Raw genomic sequence first — 16,660 nt, 5'->3', positions numbered from 1 at the left:
GCTTGACGGCGAAGGTACGCGGATCAGAGGCCAATGTCGTCAACAAGAAGCTGCCCACCAGCTGATTTGCCAACCGGACACGACGCTATGTGTGCCCGAATGTGGCGCGGTACAACGGGACGGGGAAGTGGAGAGTGCGAGCAGTTTTAGCTGCGAGTGAAGAGGTATTGAGAGTGGGAAGCCGGGCTTGTGCCGGGTTTCATTTTTGCAGGATAGTTAACTCGAAGAGTTACTCGCCACCTCAAAGCAATCGCTCATCAACTAGGTTGGACGGCGTGCGCAGGTGGAGTAGTTGCATATGTATCGCCAGTTCAAAAGCGGGCTTACTGCTGCGCGATCCAAACGGCACACTGGCAACCTACTTGAGAACCTTATTCGCATGGGCGAACATCTCCGCAAATGCGTCGCGCTCTTGCGCCTTCAGGTCGCTTAGCGAATGGGTCCGGGTCCACCGCAAGTACGCTTTTGCCAACTTGTATTTGCTGAAGTCCGTAACAACGCGCTGGAAGATATCAACAATCCCACGCGACGGCTCAGCAGCTGCCTCCACAGCAACATCCCAGCCAAGTTCTTCCTTGCCTACCTCTATAAGCGTATCTCGCAGAAGATCCTCCACCTCCACTCCGTGAACAGCACCTTTGTAAAAATCTTTAGTGCGCATTACTGCCTTCTGCCCAAGGGTATGAGTGAGAGTGTCTTGCTTGGCCGCTTGATCGCCAGCTGAGTCCGAATCCAATAGTGCTGCGACCTTCAGTTTCTGTGCGTGAAGGATGGTCGCGAAATAGACCACTTTTCCGGCATTGCCAGCAGGCACAAGCGCCACCTTCTCTTCCAATGACTTCTCGCCTGCATCGTCAAACAACTTCGATGTGGCATCGACGTACCAATAGTCGGTAAGCCCTTCAAGAACAAGGTTTCTCTGTTGCGCAAAAAGACTTTGCGCCAGATCGTAACCAAGCGCTTCCTGCAGTGGCAGCAGTGCTGGCGAATCAGAAGCTGCAACGGTCGTTGACGCCTTAGTGCCAGTTGCACGGTCCTTCATCTCTACCACACGCACGAGGTCCAGTTCGTCCGGACCAACTAAAAAGGGGGAGTGCGTCGTGTATATCGTTTGGTTGCGTTCAGATAGCTTCGACAGCGTCGATCGAAATTCCCGTTGCTTAAGACCGTGAAGACTGACGCCAGGCTCATCGAGCAAAAGGATGGCGTTGCGGTGCTTACCTTCAGCTTCGGCAAAAAAGATTACGAAGAAGGACACCAGCCACTGAAAGCCTTCGGACCGTTGGTCCAGTTCAACTTCCACACCTATCGAGTCCTCGACAACCAGCTTTAAATACTGGCCATCGGGAACGATCCTCACCTTCGCCGCTTCGCCCCGACTCTCGTCAGGGGCCCAGATCGACCGAACTTCAGTCGTCAACCGGACGCTGGCCGCATTTAACTGATACTGCCGTTCATCCAAACTCTTCTGGTAGGCCTTGATTGCTTCAGGATTGTTCTGCGCCGGGACTTCCTTCGACGCCAAGTCTGATAGCTCGCGTGGCGAGAACCCAATGAGCTTCAATAGGCAAAGATTGCCGTAATCGTAGGTCTTGTCATCAAGAATATTCTGCTCAACACGCGCAGCTAAATGGTTTAGCTGAATTCTTGGCTTGACCCTAAGGTAGTTGTTGAACAGAACAAATGTCGGCGTGTGCGCCCACAACAACTTGTAAACCTCCGATCGCACCTTGTCGGCATTACAAGCGATCATCAACCGGTCATAGCGCTCTTCCTCTGCTTGCGAGGCTTCATCTATAAACGTAAGAGCAGCCTTAAGGGCCGTCTCCAATGCGGCGCCGCGCGCGGTAGAAACGAGATCGGATGGAGCCCATGTCCCAACCAGATCCTCGATGTCTTTGGCTGCGGCCTCAGCTCCTGCATTTGAGCCTTCCGGCGGGTCAGAACGTCGAAGATGCGCAACGAGCCTCGTCACATCTTTTGAAATTGTCGTAGTGGTCGGGATGCTAGGCCCGCCCTCGATTGAATGAAACGCCTCGTCATTCGCATATCGCCCCCGCCTATATAAAACGTCGGCATAGTCAGACGGCAATAGCGCCTTGTCATCGTCGTCAAGAATGAACCAGCCTTCAACAACGATCTCTTTTGCGGGATTTATCGCTCCAGTCCGGATCTGATGAAACTTGGATCGAGGGAAGTCACGAAGCGCCTCTAGGCCCTCAACCTCTGCTGGCCTGTTGATCTGCTGGAGAGCCTGAAGTATTGCTGTCTTGCCAGCCTCATTAGCTCCAACCAGAATCGTCTTCATCTTCTCAACGTCGAAGACGCCGGTATCGATGATGCTTCGATAGTTGCGTACGCGCGCACGTCCCAGCCGCATGGTCGTGTCTCCCCTAGAGCAGTTTTAGTGCAATTAGCCTACTATGAAAACCTCAATTGCGCATTGAATTTCGGCGCCAGTTGTGAGGACGCCCCCCCCCCGCGACCGCCCTCCCAAGCCGAGGTATTCAAGAGGCGCGTTCTCATTCCGTTGCAAGCAGTACCAGCGCAGCTACTTCGGTCACCCAACAACTGAAGCGCTTGCGCTTCGATATTCGAACCAAGGCCTTCCACAAGTACTCGTCCAAACTCGTACCGTCGCCGTTTTAGAGGCCGACCGCCATGGCGTGACACAGGTAGGTGGAAGCCTGATGCCCCGCAGGCCAACCAGCGGTGACCGTCGCCTAATCCGGCGCACCAGGCGTACGTACCACTGGCAATTGCGATCTGCTGGCTTCTTCTTTCACCTTCTTACCCTGGTCGTAATGCCACTTGATGGCGAAGAACATGCCGGTGCCGAACACGGCCACCTTGAAGACAATGAAGACTATCGGGACCCAATCCATCTTGGAAATTTTCCTGGCTATTGATTGGAACTATCGGATGTGAAGTGCACTGCCTCAAAACGCTGCGTCAGCAGCTTCATCGTGTTCAAGCCATCGTCGAATAGCACATCGACACCACGGGCAAATGATCTGAAAACTTGGTGCGATGCTATCGGGCCTACTGTGCGGGCGTAAGCATCAGTTCCGCCTAAATTTTGCGTAGCAGATGGAGACCGCTGCCCAACGCGACTGCCTGCACTAAGCGCCGATCTGGGCGCAAAAAAAGGCTTGCAGGGAGACACCCCATGCAAGCCTTTAACTGGGTAGCAGCGCTACCGCAGGGTGCTCAAAACGGCAACCCCACATAGTTCTCCGCCAGCGACCCCAGCGCCTTCTCGGACGAGAACAGGTACGCCAGGTCCGTGTCCTGCAGCTTCTGGTCATACGCCAGCGACTCGGGGAAGGTGTGCAGCATGGTCGTCATCCACCACGAGAAGCGCTGGGCCTTCCATACGCGGGCAAGGGCCTTTTCCGAGTATTTGTCGAGGCCGGTGCTGTCGCCATTCTTGTAGTGCGCCACCATGGCGTGGTACAGGTAGTAGATGTCGGATGCGGCGCTGTTCAGGCCCCGTGCGCCGGTGGGCGGCACGATGTGGGCGGCATCGCCCGCCAGGAACAGGTTGCCGTAGCGCATGGGCTCGGCCACAAAGGAGCGCAGCGGGGCGATGGACTTTTCAATGGATGCGCCGGTGATGAGCTGCTCGGCCACTTCGGCAGGCAGGCGGCGCTTCAGCTCGGCCCAGAAGGCTTCGTCGGACCAGTCTTCTACGGTGTCGGTCAGCGGCACCTGGATGTAGTAGCGGCTCAGCACCTGCGAGCGCAGCGAGCACAGCGCAAAGCCGCGTTCGTGCTTGGCGTAGATCAGCTCGGGCGAGACGGGCTTGGTGCGCGAGAGCACGCCCAGCCAGCCGAAGGGGTAGACCTTTTCATACTCTTTGAGCACGTCGCGCGGGATGGACTTGCGGCTCACGCCGTGGAAGCCGTCGGCGCCGATGACGAAGTCGCAGTCGATGCGCACCACCTCGTCGCCGTTGCGGTAGGTCACGTACGGGTTGGCGCTTTTCAGGTCGTGCGGCTGCACGTCTTCGGCGTTGTGGATGACGATACCGTTCATGCGGTCGCGCGCTTCGTACAGGTCGCGCGTCAGCTCTGTCTGGCCGTAGACGACCACGGAACTGCCGCCGCTGTACTTGTGCAAATCGACCCGGTCCATCTTGCCGTCGTGGGCAATGATGAAGCCGTCGTGGATCTCGCCTTCCTTGTCCATGCGCTCGCCGCACTGGGCCTCGCGCATCAGCGCGGCAAAGCCGTGCTCCAGCACGCCGGCGCGGATGCGGCCCAGCACATATTCGCGGCTTTGGCGCTCCAGCACGATGGTGTCGATGCCCTTGAGGTGCAAGAGCTGCGAGAGCATGAGGCCCGAGGGGCCTCCGCCGATGATGCAAACCTGGGTTTTCATAGCGTCTCCAGTAGTGGTTGGTGTGTTCATGACATGGGTCAAACGGACCACCCAAAGATACGTGGCACAGTCGCCGCGTTGAATGGACGGATGGAGCCAGAACATGCACTTTTCGAACATCGATGGCATCCGCTCTTACAGCCTGTTTGGCGAGTCGCAGCACCTGCCCGATGTGCTGCACTGCGAGACGATTGCCGAGCGTTCGGCGCTGCACGACTGGGAGCTGGCACCGCACCGGCACACGCGGCTGCACCAGGTGCTGCTGATCACGTCGGGCGGGGGCGTGGCGCACCTGGATGGCGAGCGGGTGCCGCTGTTTGCCGGCGCGCTCATCAACGTGCCGCAAGGGCATGTGCACGCGTTCCGCTTTACGCAGCACACGCAGGGCTGGGTGGCCACGCTGGCGGATGAATTGATGGACGAGATTTTTGTGCGCGTGGGCGATGTGCGGCGCGACCTGGCGCGGCCCGCCGTGGCGCCCGCGCCGCCACAGCTGCACCAGGCTATGGGCCAGGTCTGGCAGGAGTTCTCGGGCCGCACCAAGGCGCGCGCGCTGGTGCTGCGGGGCCTGAGCGCCACGCTGCTGGGCTGGGTGGCGCGTGCGATGGAAGAACACAGCCCGGGCGATGCGGCAGCGCCAGAGTCCAGCCTGGTACAGCGGCTGGAGGCGCTGATCGAGGCGCATTTTCTGGAGCACTGGCAGGTGGCCGACTACGCGCGGGCGCTGGCCGTGTCGCCCACGCACCTGAGCCGCGTGGCGCGGGCTGCCACGGGCGTGTCGGCCCAGCGGCTGATTGAGGCGCGGCTGATGCGCGAGGCGCGGCGCAACCTGGCCTACACCCACCTGGGCGTGGCCACCATTGCCTACGCGCTGGGCTATGCCGACCCGGCGTACTTCACCCGCGCCTTCACGCGCGATGCGGGCCTGTCGCCGCGTGCGTTTCGGGCGCAGGTGGCGGCATCGGCGCCCGCACAGGCGATGTGATGCCGCGTGACAGGCTGCTGACACGCCGCTGTCAGCAGCCCCAGCTCACCATCGGGGCTTCTTACTTTCGTTCTTTCACACACAAGGAGCCCCCATGAAAAACGCCATCGCCTGGTTTGAAATCCCCACCACCCAGCTGGACCGCGCCCAGGCCTTTTACGAGGCCGTGCTGGGCCAGCCCATGCGCCGCGAGAACATGGGCCCGAGCGAAGGCGCTGTGTTTGCCTACGACCCCGAGGCCGATGGCGCGGGCGGCGCGCTGATGATGGGCCCCACGGCGCCCCAGGTGTCGGGCAGCGGCACACTGGTGTACCTGGACGCCTCGCCCTCGCTCGACGCAGCGCTGGAGCGCGCGGTGGCCCAAGGCGGTCGTATAGCGTTGCCGCGCCAGGCACTGCCACCGGGCATGGGCTTCTTTGCGCACATCCATGACCTGGATGGCAACCGTGTCGGGCTGCATGCGCCCGATTGAGACCTGGAACCGATCCCTCTCACCAAAAGGAGCACCCATGGAAGCACAGGAACTGCACCGAGGCCGGCTGATCGACCACCTTCAGCTCGTGGTGCGCGACCTCGCCGCCAGCCGCAGGTTCTACGCGGCCGTGTTCGACGCACTGAACGTGCCCATGGGCGGAACGGCCGAGGACTACTTCTGGGCGGATGAGCTGTTTGTCTCCACCGCCGACAGCGTGGCCGCGCAGGGGCACCTGACAGGCCGGCACCACCTGGCCTTTCAGGCGCAAGACCGGGCGATGGTGGATGCGTTCTACAAGGCGGCCGTGGCCCATGGCGGTACCGACAACGGCGCACCGGGTGAGCGGGCTTACCACCCCGGCTACTACGCGGCGTTTGTGCTGGACCCGGACGGCAACAACATCGAGGCCGTGTTCCATGGCGACGCGCAGCGCAGTGCGGCGTCGGTGAAGATCACGTTCTGAAGTGTGGGTCAGCCCGCCTCCGGCCGGGCCAGTCCACGCAGCGGGATGGGCGTGGAGAACACGATGGACGTGCGCGTTTCGCCATAGCCGTTGATGTCGCCCAAGAAGCGCTCCAGATCGGGCAGGTCGCGCGCCACGACCTGCATCACATACGAGTCGTTGCCGCTGACGTGGTGGCATTCGAGCACCTGGGGCGACTGGCGCAGCTTGTCGATCAGCGCCTTCTTGCCGGGCTGCGGCACGTTGATGCCCACCACGGCGCGTACGCCGTAGCCGACTTTGGTGGGGTCGATGTCGGCATGCACGCCACGCACCACGCCCGCTTCCTGCAAACGCCTCAGGCGCTCCAGCGTGGCGGGCACCGACAGGCCCACGGCCTCGGCCAGTTCCTTGAGCGAGGCGCGGCCATCGGCCTGCAGCGCGCTGATCAGGCGCCAGGCTTTGTCATCGACTTCCATACAAGCCTTTCTCGATGGGCACAGAAAAAACCGAAACCCTATTCTGGATTCGCCGAATTTTCTGCATTCTCCATCGCCAGACGCCGCCCTAGCATCGGTGCATGGACTTCACTTCAATCACCGTGTTTCTGCAAGCCGCCGTCATCGGCGTGCTCATTGCGGCCCCTGTGGGCCCCATTGGCTTGCTGACAATGCAACGCACTCTGGAGCGCGGCCTGGCGGCCGGGCTGGCCACGGGCCTGGGCGCCGCTATGGCCGATGCGGTGTATGGCGCCGTGGGCGCCTTCAGCGTGCGCTGGCTCATCGACGGGCTGACGCAGGCCAGGACGCCGCTGGCGCTGGGCGGTGGCGCACTGCTGCTGGTGCTGGCGTGGCGCACCTGGCACGCGCCAGTGGCCCACAACGCCGCACCAGCACGCGACGCGCGCGGCCTGCTGGGCCTGGCGGCCGGCACGTTTGCGCTGACGCTGGCCAACCCGGCCACCATCGTGTCGTTCATTGCGGTGTTTGGCTCGCTGGGCGGCGGCCGGCCCAGCCTGCCGTCGCCGCTGTGGATGGTGGCAGGTGTGCTGGTGGGCTCTGCCGCCTGGTGGCTGCTGCTGACCAATGCGATTGCCTACCAGCGGCAGCGCTTTACGCCCGCCTGGCGCCTGCGCATCAACCGGGCGTCGGCCCTGCTGCTGGGCGGGTTTGCGCTGTGGCAGTGGGGGCAGCTGGTCTGAGGCGTTGCGCTGCGCACAGGGATGCTGCAAAGGTACTGACACTGCGGTGTCAGCAGCAGGCCCGCACCATCGGTGGCTTCTTTGACCAGGAGCTTTTTCATGACCGACGCCCTGCTGCAACACCCCCTTTGGCCGGATGCCGAGCCTGCGCGCAACGACATACCTGTATCGGCAGCGACCTCTGCAGCCGCCACGCGCCGCAACTGGATCGCCGTGGCCTGCGCCCAGCACGCCCGCCGGGGCTGCGCCACGCCGGGCGCGGGCTACATGCAGGTGTGCCATGGCAAGGTGGCGCCGCTGCAGCGCATACGGCCCGGCGACCGTGTTGCGTACTACGCGCCCACGGTGACCATGGGCGGCAAGGACCGGCTGCAGGCCTTTGTCTCCATCGGCATCGTGTTGCCGGGGTCGCCGTATGCGTTTGATATGGGTGGCGGGTTTGTGCCGTCGCGGCGGGACGTGGCCTATGTGCCTGCACGTGAGGCGGCGATTGCGCCGCTGCTGGACGCGCTGGAGTTTGTGGACGACCGCCAGCGCTGGGGCAGCAAGTTCCGGTTTGGGCTGTTGGCCGTCAGCGACCACGACATGCGCCTGATTGCGCAGGCGATGCAGGCCGAGCTGCAATCACTACATTTTTAATAGCGCCTCAGGCAATGGGCACTAGCGCATCTGGCCCCAAAGGCTTCAAACGGGTCGTGAACAGCACCGTGGCGCCTCTGAACAGCCCGCAGACGGGCGTCAGCACACCGCCATCAGCGAGTCCACCACCCGGCGTTGGGCGGCGGTCAGTGCGGTATAGCCTTCACGCAGCAGTCGCAGCACGATCGCGTGGATTTCAATTTCGCTAGCGGGCATGGTTTTCTCCTTGAACGGCAACAGTGGGCGGCCGCCGCAGGGGCTGGCCGATGACATGGGCGCCAGCCACGACAAAAAGAGGCGGGCGACCGGGCCTGCCCCACCATGGACCAAGCCCCGATGCCACTGTGCCGAGGAGGCGGCGCAGGCGGTGGCGCGATAAACGGGGAAGTTCGCGGGCTTTTTCGCGCGCCGCTCTACAAGCAAAAAGCCTAAGGCGAGGTGGCCCCGGGCACGTAGGCGTCGATGACCGGCGGCTCGCTGTCCCCCGCTGCGGTGCGGGCCAGCTTGAACCAGGTCCAGGTCTCCACATCGGGCGCGTCGTAGCTACCGTAGGACTGCCCGCCCCACGAAAAGTACGAGCCCTTGTTGCCGGTAGTGAGGGTGCGCTTGCCCACAGCCAGGCTGCCGTCTTTGAGCAGCGCCAGCCGGAACCCTTGCAGCTTGCCAGAGGTCCCGGGCTCGTTGCCGGACGGTGCGGTCTGCGGAGCCAGGTCGAGCATGCCGGAGCTGCAGTGGGCCTGTGCGCCGCTGTAGGTGACCAGGCTCCACTGCCGGGTGAGCGAGGTGCGCACGTTGCGCGCGCGGTTGATGGTGCGCGTGCGCAGCGTGGTTTCGCCGCGCTGCTGCTGCACCCAGACCTGCATCTCGGCCGAGCCGGTAAAAAACGGCAGGCTGCCCCGCACACCCGCAGGCTCGACCGGCGGCCAGGCGTACACGCCTTGCAGGGACGGGCAACCGAACCAGCTGCTCTGCACCGGGCCAAACGCCGCAGGCGGCTTGGGCGACCCTTGCACCTCCGGCCCGCAGGCCGTGAGGGCCAGGCAACACAGGGTCAGCGTTGCGGCGCCGCCGATGCGCTGCACGCGCCGTGGTGGGATGCGCAGGGCGCTGTGCAATGGCGAGGGAGCGGCAGGTGTCATGGTGTCTGGGCAGTGGTGCAGCCCGATTGTCGGGCTGAACACGGGGCCTGCGGATGATCCATTTGCTCCACTTTTGATAGCTGCTTGCGCATATTCCACTAGCGCATCAGCACCAAAAGGCTTCAAAACGTGCTGACGCTCCCCAAGGCATGGCCTGGAGGGTCGTCGGAACCGTCTAAGAGCGGCTAACAAAACTCAGCGAAGCGGTTCTGGCTAGGCGCTGTGTCGCAGGCAGTACGAGCAGTACGACAAGACACAGCAACAACGCCAGAGGAGTTTTGTTCGCCGCTCTAAGGATGCGCAGGCCCCGCCCGCACGCGGGCCAGCGCCTCGGGCACATCGCGCCACGCCGGGCGGCCGGGGGCGTAGCGCTGGCGCATGTAGCCCGCCAGCTCGGTGATCTGCGCGTCGCTGAGCGCGTGGCCAAAGCCGGGCATAAAGCCAATGTCCCGCGCGGCAGGCTCGCGGATGCCGTGCACGATGACCTGCAGCAGGTTGTCGGGCCGGTCGCTGTGCAGATTGCTGTTGAGCGCCAGGGGCACGTTCACGCCCAGCAGCTTCGGGCCGTCGCCGTCGTGGTGGCAGGCGGCGCAGGCACCGTCGAACAGGCGCTGGGCCTGGCCGGGCTGCGGCGCGAGTGCTGCGGCCTGGGCCACGGCGGTTTGTGCGCGCTGCTGCGGGTCTGACACAGGCTGGGTGGCTGGTTGGGTAGCCGTGTCCGCAGCGGTGAACGAGGCCAGGTAACTCGCCATGGCGCGGATGTCGTCGTCAGGCAAGTGGGCGAGCTCGCGCACCACGGGCGCCATGGGGCCGGAGGCGCTGCCGTGCTGCGGGCTGTGGCCGTGGCGCAGGTAGCCATACAGCGCATCGGCCGTCCAGGGTACGGGCGCTTTCGATAGACCGGTGAGCGCAGGCGCCTCCCAGCCATCAATCATGGCGCCCGACAGAAACGCAGCGCCACCCAGCTCGGCCCCCAGCGCATTGCGCGGCGTGTGGCAGGCGCCGCAGTGGCCCACGCCCTGCACTAGGTAAGCGCCCCGGTTCCATTCGGGCGGGCGGGTCGGGTCCGGCTTGAACGGCGTGGCGTCGTGGAACAGCGCGTTCCAGCCCGCCATGAGGGGGCGCACGCTGAACGGGAAGGTCAACGCGGTCTTCGGTACCTCGGCCCGCACGGCGGGCTGCACCATCAGGTAGGCGTACAGCGCCGTGAGGTCGTCGTCGCTCATCTTGGCGAACGAGGTGTAGGGGAACGCGGGGTACAGGTGTTTGCCATCGCGCGAGATGCCTTCGCGCATGGCGCGCTGGAAGGCGCTGAAGGACCACTGGCCGATGCCGGTCTCGGCGTCGGGAGTGAGGTTGGTGGTGTAGACCTTGCCAAAGGGCGTTTCCATGGCGCGGCCGCCCGTGTTGGGCGTGCCGCCCGGTGCGGTGTGGCACACCGCGCAGTCGCCCGCAGCGGCCAGCAAGCGGCCACGCTCGATGGTGGCGGCGTTGTAGACCGAGGCACCCGCCGTCTGCACCACGGGCGCGATGGAGGGGCGCCAGCCCAGCAGCGCGGCGCCCATGGCGATGCCACCAGCGGCTAGGGCCAGGGCGCGCGCCCAGGGGCTGCGCTGGGTGGGCCATGTGGCGCTGGCGGGCACGGTGGGTGCGGGCAGCTCCAGCGTGGGCAAAACCTCGGCCTGCTCGGTGGGTGCGGTGCTGCCTGCAGCCGCCTCGCCTGCGCCGCCGGGCAAGGGGCTGAGCCCGGCGCGCACCACCTCGGGCGTGAACGGCGGCGCGCGAAAGCGCACGCCCGTGGCGTCAAAAATCGCGTTGGCAATCGCTGCCGTGCCCGGCACTGACGACGACTCGCCCGAGCCCAGCGGCGCCTCGTCCTGCCGGGGCATGTGCATGACCTCGATGACCGGCACCTCGCGGAAGCTCAGGATGGGGTAGCTGCCCCATTCGCGGTTGTCCACGGCCTGCTTGACGGGCTCGAACGTCACCTGCTCCTTGAGCGCGCGGCTGGTGGTCTGCAGCACGTTGCCGTGTACCTGCTGCTCCACACCGGCGGGGTTCACCATCAGGCCCGCATCGTGCCCCACGACCACGCGGCGCACATGCACCTCGCCGGTCTTCTTGTTGACCTCCACATCGGCCACCCAGGCGGCCCAGGCGGCGCCAAAGCCGGGCCATTTGCTGTGGATGTAGCGGGCATAGGCAAAGCCCTGGCCTTGCACCCAATCCCCATCCAAGGGGCGCTGCTGGGGGCCGGTGCGGCGAATCCAGCCCGCCTTTTCGGCCGTGGCCTGCACCAGCTCGGCGGCGCGCGGGTCGTTCAGCAGCTGCAGGCGAAACTGCACCGGGTCCACACCCGCAGCAGTAGCCAGTTCGTCCACATACGACTCGTGCGCAAACGAGTTGGGCAGGGCCGACACGCCGCGCAGCCACGACGCGCGCACGATGGGCGGCATGTCGTTGACGGCCACGCGCAGGTTGTCGTACTGGTAGGGCGGGCGCGCGGTGCGGTCGCCCATCTCATAGGCCTGGGCCACGGGCTCGATGGTGCGGGTGAGCAGCAGGGCCAGCGTGGGGGCGCCGTTGGAGGGGTAGGACGTTTCAAAGTCGTACGCCGCTACGGAGCCATCGGCCTTGAGCCCGCCGCGCACCTGCATGAGCTGCGCCGTGCCCTTGGGCTCCCACAAATGCTCCTGCTCGCGCGTGAGCTGCACGCGCACCGGCGCACCGACGGCGCGCGAGAGCAGCGCGGCATCGGCCGCCACATCGTCGGCGCCGTTGCGGCCGTAGCAGCCTGCAGCCTCCATGCGGATGAGGTCGATGTCCACATCGGCCAGCCCCATCAGGCGGGCCAGGTCGGCGCGCAGCACATGGGGGTTTTGCGTGCCAGCCCACACCGCCATGCGGGGGCGGCCCGTGCTGTCATCACTGCGCCATTCGGCCACCGCGCACGATGGGCCGATGGATCCATGCATCTGGTAGGGCCACACATAGGTGCGTGGCATGGGCTGGCCGTCGGCAGACAGCGCGGCCAGGGCGCCCTCCACATCGCCCTCGTCCACCAGGCGGCGCTGCGTGGCGGGGTTGGCGCGGATGGCTTGTTCCAGCGCCTCGGCGCTGTCCTGGCGCGGGAAGCCGGGCCAATCCTTCCAGCGCACTTTCAAATCGCGCAGCGCCTGCTCGGCCTGTTCCTCGCGCTCGGCGACGATGCCCACAAAGTCGCGGATCACCACCACGGCGCGGATGCCGGGGATGTGGGCGATGGACTGCTGGTCTACTGATTCAAGCGTGTTGCCGATGAAGTCGCCATGGTCAGCCCCCGCGTACGGCGGGCGCACCACACGGCCGTGCAGCATGCCGGGCACGCGCATGTCGTGCACAAACACCAGCTCGCCGCTGACCTTGGCGGGGATGTCCACACGCGGCACGGACTGGCCGACCACGGTGTAATCGGCGGCGGCCTTGGTGGGCGTGGCGTCCACCAGCTCCAGCGTGGTGTGCGCGCCCGCCAGCAGCGCGCCGTAGGCCACTTGGCGCGACGGGTCTGCAGTGATCTGCACCACCCCGTCGCGCACCTGCAGTGCCTCCACCGGCACGCCCAGCCGCTCTGCGGCCTGGGCCACCAGCCAGTGGCGCGCCTGCGCGGCAGCGGTGCGCAGGGGCTTGGCGTGGATCTGGATGGATGCGCTGGCGATGGTGGCGCCCTGGTTGGGCGCGCGCGTGGTGTCGCCCAGCACCATGTTCACCTGCGCCAGCGGCACGTCCAGTTCTTCGGCCACGATCTGCGCGAGTGCGGTGCGGATGCCAGTGCCCAGGTCCACATGGCCGTTGAGCGCGGTCACGCTGCCGTCGTCCCACACGGCGATCAGTATCTCCACGCCCTCGGCCGGGTTGCCCGCCACCAGCGCGGGCTGGCCCTTGACGGGCGGTGGTGCGGGCGGTGGGTTGCGCACCACCAGCAGCACGCCCCGGGCGGCATGGAAGTCGGCGCGGGTGAGCGGGCTGTGGGCGCGCAGGGATGGAGGCGTGTTCATGCCTGGGCCTCGCGCATCAACTGGGCAGCGCGCAGCACGGCGCGGATGATTTCGACATGCGTGCCGCAGCGGCACAGGTTGCCCGACAGCTCGCGGCGCACAGCGGCTTCATCGGGGTCAGGATTGCGCTCCAGCAAGGCCACGGCCATCATCACCATGCCGCTCAGGCAATAGCCGCACTGCGCGGCCTGTTCATCCACAAAGGCCTGCTGCACCGGGTGAAGTCCTGCGGTGCGGCTGCAGCGCCCGGGCAGCCCTTCCAGCGTGGTCACCTCGCGGCCCGCCACGCCCTGCGCCGGGATCACGCAGGCCCGCGCGGCAATCCCGTCCACCAGCACCGTGCAGGCACCACACTGCCCCAGGCCACAGCCGTATTTGGGGCCGTTGAGCGACATGTCGTTGCGCAGCACGTGCAGCAGCGTGGCGCTGGCCAAGGTGCTCTGCGGCAGGGCAAACGGCTGGCCATTAACGACGACCGGGGAGGGTGAAGCGGGCGCGTGCATGTCTCGGTGGGTTGTTCTCAGTCAGCGTCGCAGCGACCCGCTGCGCGTGTACATCTCCAGGTCCACAAAGTTGGAGCCATTGTGGTTGCCCGGGCCGTACACCAGCGGAAAGTCGCCGATCTTGGTGGTGCCCATGTCTTCCATGGCCTTGATGAAGCCTTCCCGCGTGAGGGCTTTGCCTGCACGCTTGAGGCCTTCCACAAACACGCGCGCGGCGATATAGCCCTCCAGCATGGTGTAGCTGTCGATCTTTTCGCCCGCGTCCGCGCGGTCCTTGCGGTAGTCGGCCACGATGGCCAGGCGGCTGGCCTGCGGCGAGGGCACGATGCTGGCCGTGACCAGCCCTTCGATGCCGCCGTTCAGGCGCTGGGCAGACCCCGGTGCATCGGTGATGCCCACCGAGATGGTGTACAGCGGCGACGCCGCGCCCGCCGCCCGGTAGTCGCGCAGGAACACCTCCACCATCTTGCCCGCCATGATCATCACCACCGCGCCCGGCTGGGCCTTGGTGAGCTGCGCCACCTGGGGCTTGGCGTCGGTGGCGGCGATCTCCATGGGCACGGAATCGACCACCTTGACCTTCAGGCCCTGGGCGATCTGCAGGCAGGTGTCGAGGTTGGATTTGCCGAATGCGCTGTTCTGGTAGATGACGGCGATGTTGTTGATGCCCAGCGTGGCGAGGTGGCCCACGATCTTGCGCAGCTCGGTCTCGTAGCTGGCGCGCACGTGGAACAGGTAGCGGTTGTGGTTGGTGCGAAACGAGGTGGTGCCCACCAGCGGCGCGAACATGGGCACGCCCGCCTTCTCTGCCAGGGGCATGGCGGCGATGAGGTTGCCGGTGGCCACGTAGCCGATCAGGGCGAAGACCTTGTCTTCGTCAATGAGCTTGGCCGTGTTCTCGGCGGTCTTCTTGGGCTCGTACGCGTCATCGTGCGACACCAGCTCCAGCGTGCGCCCCTGCACGCCGCCGGTCTTGTTCACCTTGTCGAACGCCAGCGCAATGCCCGCCTTGTAGTCCACCCCGAAATCCTTGGCCGGACCGGTGAACACGGCCGACTGTCCCACCTTGATGCGGGTGTCCGTCACCCCGGTCTCGGCAGCCGCCGGGCCCGCGGCCCCCAGAGCAGCGGCGGCCAGGGCCGTCAGCACCACACGGCGGTCGATGCTGCCCTCCTCCATCCCACGACATTTCATGAAACGCTCCTTACATCAAAGGCGCAAGTTTCCCTGCAAGCGGAGCGGCTGCGCAACCATTTCTGCGGGGTGTTGTGAATCCGTCAAACCCCGGCGCCGAAGCACCGGGGCGGTGCGCCGTCAGGCGACATCGATGTCGCTGGACTGGATGCGTTTGACGCCCTTGGCCTTCATGTTTTTCCAGGCTGCATCGAGCGATCCGTTGAGGTCGATGGCGCGGGTCGCATCTTCGACCACATAGGTTTCGAAGCCCAGACGTTTGGCGTCGAGCGCCGTCCAGGCCACGCAGAAGTCGGTGGCCAGGCCGGTGACAAACACGGTCTTGATGCCACGCTGCTTGAGGTAACCCGCCAGGCCGGTGGAGGTCTTGCGGTCGGCCTCTTCAAAGGCCGAGTAGCTGTCCACATGCTGGTGAAAGCCCTTGCGCAGGATCACCTGGGCCTTGGGCACCTGGAGGTCTTTGTGCAGGGCGGCATCGTCGGTGCCCTGCACGCAATGGTCGGGCCACAGCACCTGCTGGCCGTAACTCAGCTTGGTGGTTTCAAACGGCTTCTTGCCCGCGTGAGCACTGGCAAAAGAGGCGTGGCCCTGGGTGTGCCAGTCCTGCGTGACCACCACGTTTTCAAACGCTGTGGCAATGCGGTTGATGACGGGCACCACCTCATCCCCCTTGGCCACGGGCAGCGTGCCGCCCGGGACAAAACAGTTCTGCACATCGACCACGATGAGCGCCGCTCGCTCACCGGGTTTGATCTTGCCTGCCGCCCAGCTGGCGGGGAAGCTGGCCCCGGCCACGGTGAGCGCGGCCGATTGAAGAAGAAAGCGACGACGTTGCGCAGTTTGCATGGTGAACACTCCGGTTGGGAACGCACTGACACATCGGCCACGGCCCGGTAGGGCCAAAGCCGGGGAACTTCTTCTTCAGACGCTGAGGTAGGCGCGCCGCACCTCTTCGTTGGCGGCCAGCTCTTCCATGCTGGCCTGGTAGCGGATCTGGCCCTTTTCGAGCACATAGGCGCGGTCGGACACGAGCTCGGCAAAGTGCATGTTCTGCTCGGACAGCAGGATGCTCACGCCCTGCTCCTTCAACTCCAAAATCATGTGCGCCATCTGCTCCACGATGACAGGGGCCACGCCTTCGGAGGGCTCGTCCAGCAGCACCAGGTACGGGTTGCCCATGAGCGTGCGGGCCACCGTGAGCATCTGCTGCTCACCGCCACTCATGCGGCCGCCGGGGCGCTGGGGCATCTCACCCAGGTTGGGGAAGAGCTTGAACAATCGCTCGGGCGTCCACACCGGGGCGGCCGTGCCATCGGGCCAGGTGCGGGCGGGCTGGCGGCCCACTTCCAGGTTCTCCATCACCGTGAGGTCGGTGAACACACGGCGGTCTTCGGGCACAAAGCCCAGGCCCAGGCGCGCGGCGTCGTGCGGGTCGGTTTTGGAGATGTCGCGGCCCATGAACTGGATGCTGCCCTTGCGCTTGGCCAGCATGCCCATCAGCGTCTTGAGCGTGGTGGACTTGCCTGCGCCGTTGCGGCCCATCAGGGCCACGACTTCGCCCCGGCGCACGTCCAGGTCCACGTCGTACAGGATTTGCGCGGCACCGTACCAGGCCTGCAGGCCCTTGGCCTGGAGCAGCAGTTCTTTGGGGTTGTGGGTCGTCAT

General features: G+C 65.0%; 15 protein-coding genes. 5 read left to right on the top strand and 10 right to left on the bottom strand.

The genetic code is table 11. The features are described from left to right. Positions 1-358: 358 nt before the first annotated feature. The 3 genes from C8C95_RS10745 to pobA all read right to left on the bottom strand — a co-directional run bounded on the left by C8C95_RS10745 (position 359) and on the right by pobA (position 4,383). The gene (locus C8C95_RS10745) at positions 359-2,380 is read right to left on the bottom strand and encodes an AAA family ATPase (RefSeq protein ID WP_116748585.1); all 2,022 of its coding nucleotides are present in this window, start codon (positions 2,378-2,380) and stop codon (positions 359-361) included. Positions 2,381-2,723: 343 nt separating this feature from the next. After that, positions 2,724-2,885 carry a hypothetical protein gene (locus tag C8C95_RS23690; protein ID WP_165836535.1) on the bottom strand — a complete coding sequence of 54 codons (162 nt, stop codon included), beginning with the start codon at positions 2,883-2,885 and terminating at the stop codon, positions 2,724-2,726. Positions 2,886-3,210: 325 nt separating this feature from the next. Then, positions 3,211-4,383: a 4-hydroxybenzoate 3-monooxygenase gene (gene pobA, locus C8C95_RS10740; protein ID WP_116748584.1), complete on the bottom strand. Its 1,173-nt coding sequence runs from the start codon at positions 4,381-4,383 to the stop codon at positions 3,211-3,213. Between the two features lie 103 nt (positions 4,384-4,486). Between pobA and C8C95_RS10735 the strand changes: the two genes are divergently transcribed. From C8C95_RS10735 to C8C95_RS10725, 3 genes are all read left to right on the top strand, one after another. Beyond that, positions 4,487-5,368 (top strand): helix-turn-helix domain-containing protein, encoded by an 882-nt coding sequence (locus C8C95_RS10735; protein WP_116748583.1) that lies wholly within the window; start codon positions 4,487-4,489, stop codon positions 5,366-5,368. Between the two features lie 94 nt (positions 5,369-5,462). Then, positions 5,463-5,840 carry a VOC family protein gene (locus C8C95_RS10730; protein ID WP_116748582.1) on the top strand — a complete coding sequence of 126 codons (378 nt, stop codon included), beginning with the start codon at positions 5,463-5,465 and terminating at the stop codon, positions 5,838-5,840. Between the two features lie 37 nt (positions 5,841-5,877). Beyond that, positions 5,878-6,306: a VOC family protein gene (locus C8C95_RS10725; RefSeq protein ID WP_116748581.1), complete on the top strand. Its 429-nt coding sequence runs from the start codon at positions 5,878-5,880 to the stop codon at positions 6,304-6,306. 8 nt (positions 6,307-6,314) lie between these two features. On the opposite strand, the gene C8C95_RS10720 is transcribed toward C8C95_RS10725, so the two are convergent. Then, positions 6,315-6,764: an Lrp/AsnC family transcriptional regulator gene (locus C8C95_RS10720; protein WP_060987274.1), complete on the bottom strand. Its 450-nt coding sequence runs from the start codon at positions 6,762-6,764 to the stop codon at positions 6,315-6,317. A 101-nt stretch (positions 6,765-6,865) separates the two neighbouring features. Here C8C95_RS10720 and C8C95_RS10715 point away from each other — a divergent pair, with 101 nt between their 5' ends. Together C8C95_RS10715 and C8C95_RS10710 are read left to right on the top strand one after the other, a co-directional pair. Further along, positions 6,866-7,486, top strand: a complete 621-nt coding sequence (locus C8C95_RS10715) for a LysE family transporter (RefSeq protein WP_116748580.1) — start codon at positions 6,866-6,868, stop codon at positions 7,484-7,486. Positions 7,487-7,585: 99 nt separating this feature from the next. Further along, on the top strand, positions 7,586-8,125 hold the full coding sequence (locus C8C95_RS10710) for an EVE domain-containing protein (protein WP_203422262.1): 540 nt from the start codon (positions 7,586-7,588) through the stop codon (positions 8,123-8,125). 428 nt (positions 8,126-8,553) lie between these two features. Here the strand turns inward: C8C95_RS10710 and C8C95_RS10700 are convergent, their stop codons facing one another. The 6 genes from C8C95_RS10700 to C8C95_RS10675 form a co-directional block, all read right to left on the bottom strand. Then, positions 8,554-9,264, bottom strand: coding sequence for a hypothetical protein (locus C8C95_RS10700; protein WP_243415677.1), 711 nt, complete (start codon positions 9,262-9,264; stop codon positions 8,554-8,556). 290 nt (positions 9,265-9,554) lie between these two features. Then, a complete protein-coding gene (locus C8C95_RS10695) occupies positions 9,555-13,298 on the bottom strand; it encodes a molybdopterin cofactor-binding domain-containing protein (RefSeq protein WP_116748577.1) in 3,744 nt (1,247 codons plus the stop codon). Next, positions 13,295-13,801 (bottom strand): (2Fe-2S)-binding protein, encoded by a 507-nt coding sequence (locus tag C8C95_RS10690; RefSeq protein ID WP_116748576.1) that lies wholly within the window; start codon positions 13,799-13,801, stop codon positions 13,295-13,297. Before C8C95_RS10690 ends, C8C95_RS10695 begins: the two co-directional genes overlap by 4 nt. 21 nt (positions 13,802-13,822) lie before the next feature. Next, positions 13,823-14,995 carry an ABC transporter substrate-binding protein gene (locus C8C95_RS10685; protein WP_207780597.1) on the bottom strand — a complete coding sequence of 391 codons (1,173 nt, stop codon included), beginning with the start codon at positions 14,993-14,995 and terminating at the stop codon, positions 13,823-13,825. Between the two features lie 120 nt (positions 14,996-15,115). Then, the gene (gene pncA, locus C8C95_RS10680; protein ID WP_056057733.1) at positions 15,116-15,841 is read right to left on the bottom strand and encodes a bifunctional nicotinamidase/pyrazinamidase; all 726 of its coding nucleotides are present in this window, start codon (positions 15,839-15,841) and stop codon (positions 15,116-15,118) included. Positions 15,842-15,916: 75 nt separating this feature from the next. Then, positions 15,917-16,660, bottom strand: coding sequence for an ABC transporter ATP-binding protein (locus tag C8C95_RS10675; RefSeq protein WP_116750242.1), 744 nt, complete (start codon positions 16,658-16,660; stop codon positions 15,917-15,919).

It is taken from the genome of Acidovorax sp. 99 (assembly GCF_003096455.1).
In the GTDB taxonomy this organism is placed as follows: Bacteria; Pseudomonadota; Gammaproteobacteria; order Burkholderiales; family Burkholderiaceae_C; genus Acidovorax; species Acidovorax delafieldii.
This window is presented reverse-complemented; position numbering and strand designations above follow the sequence as displayed.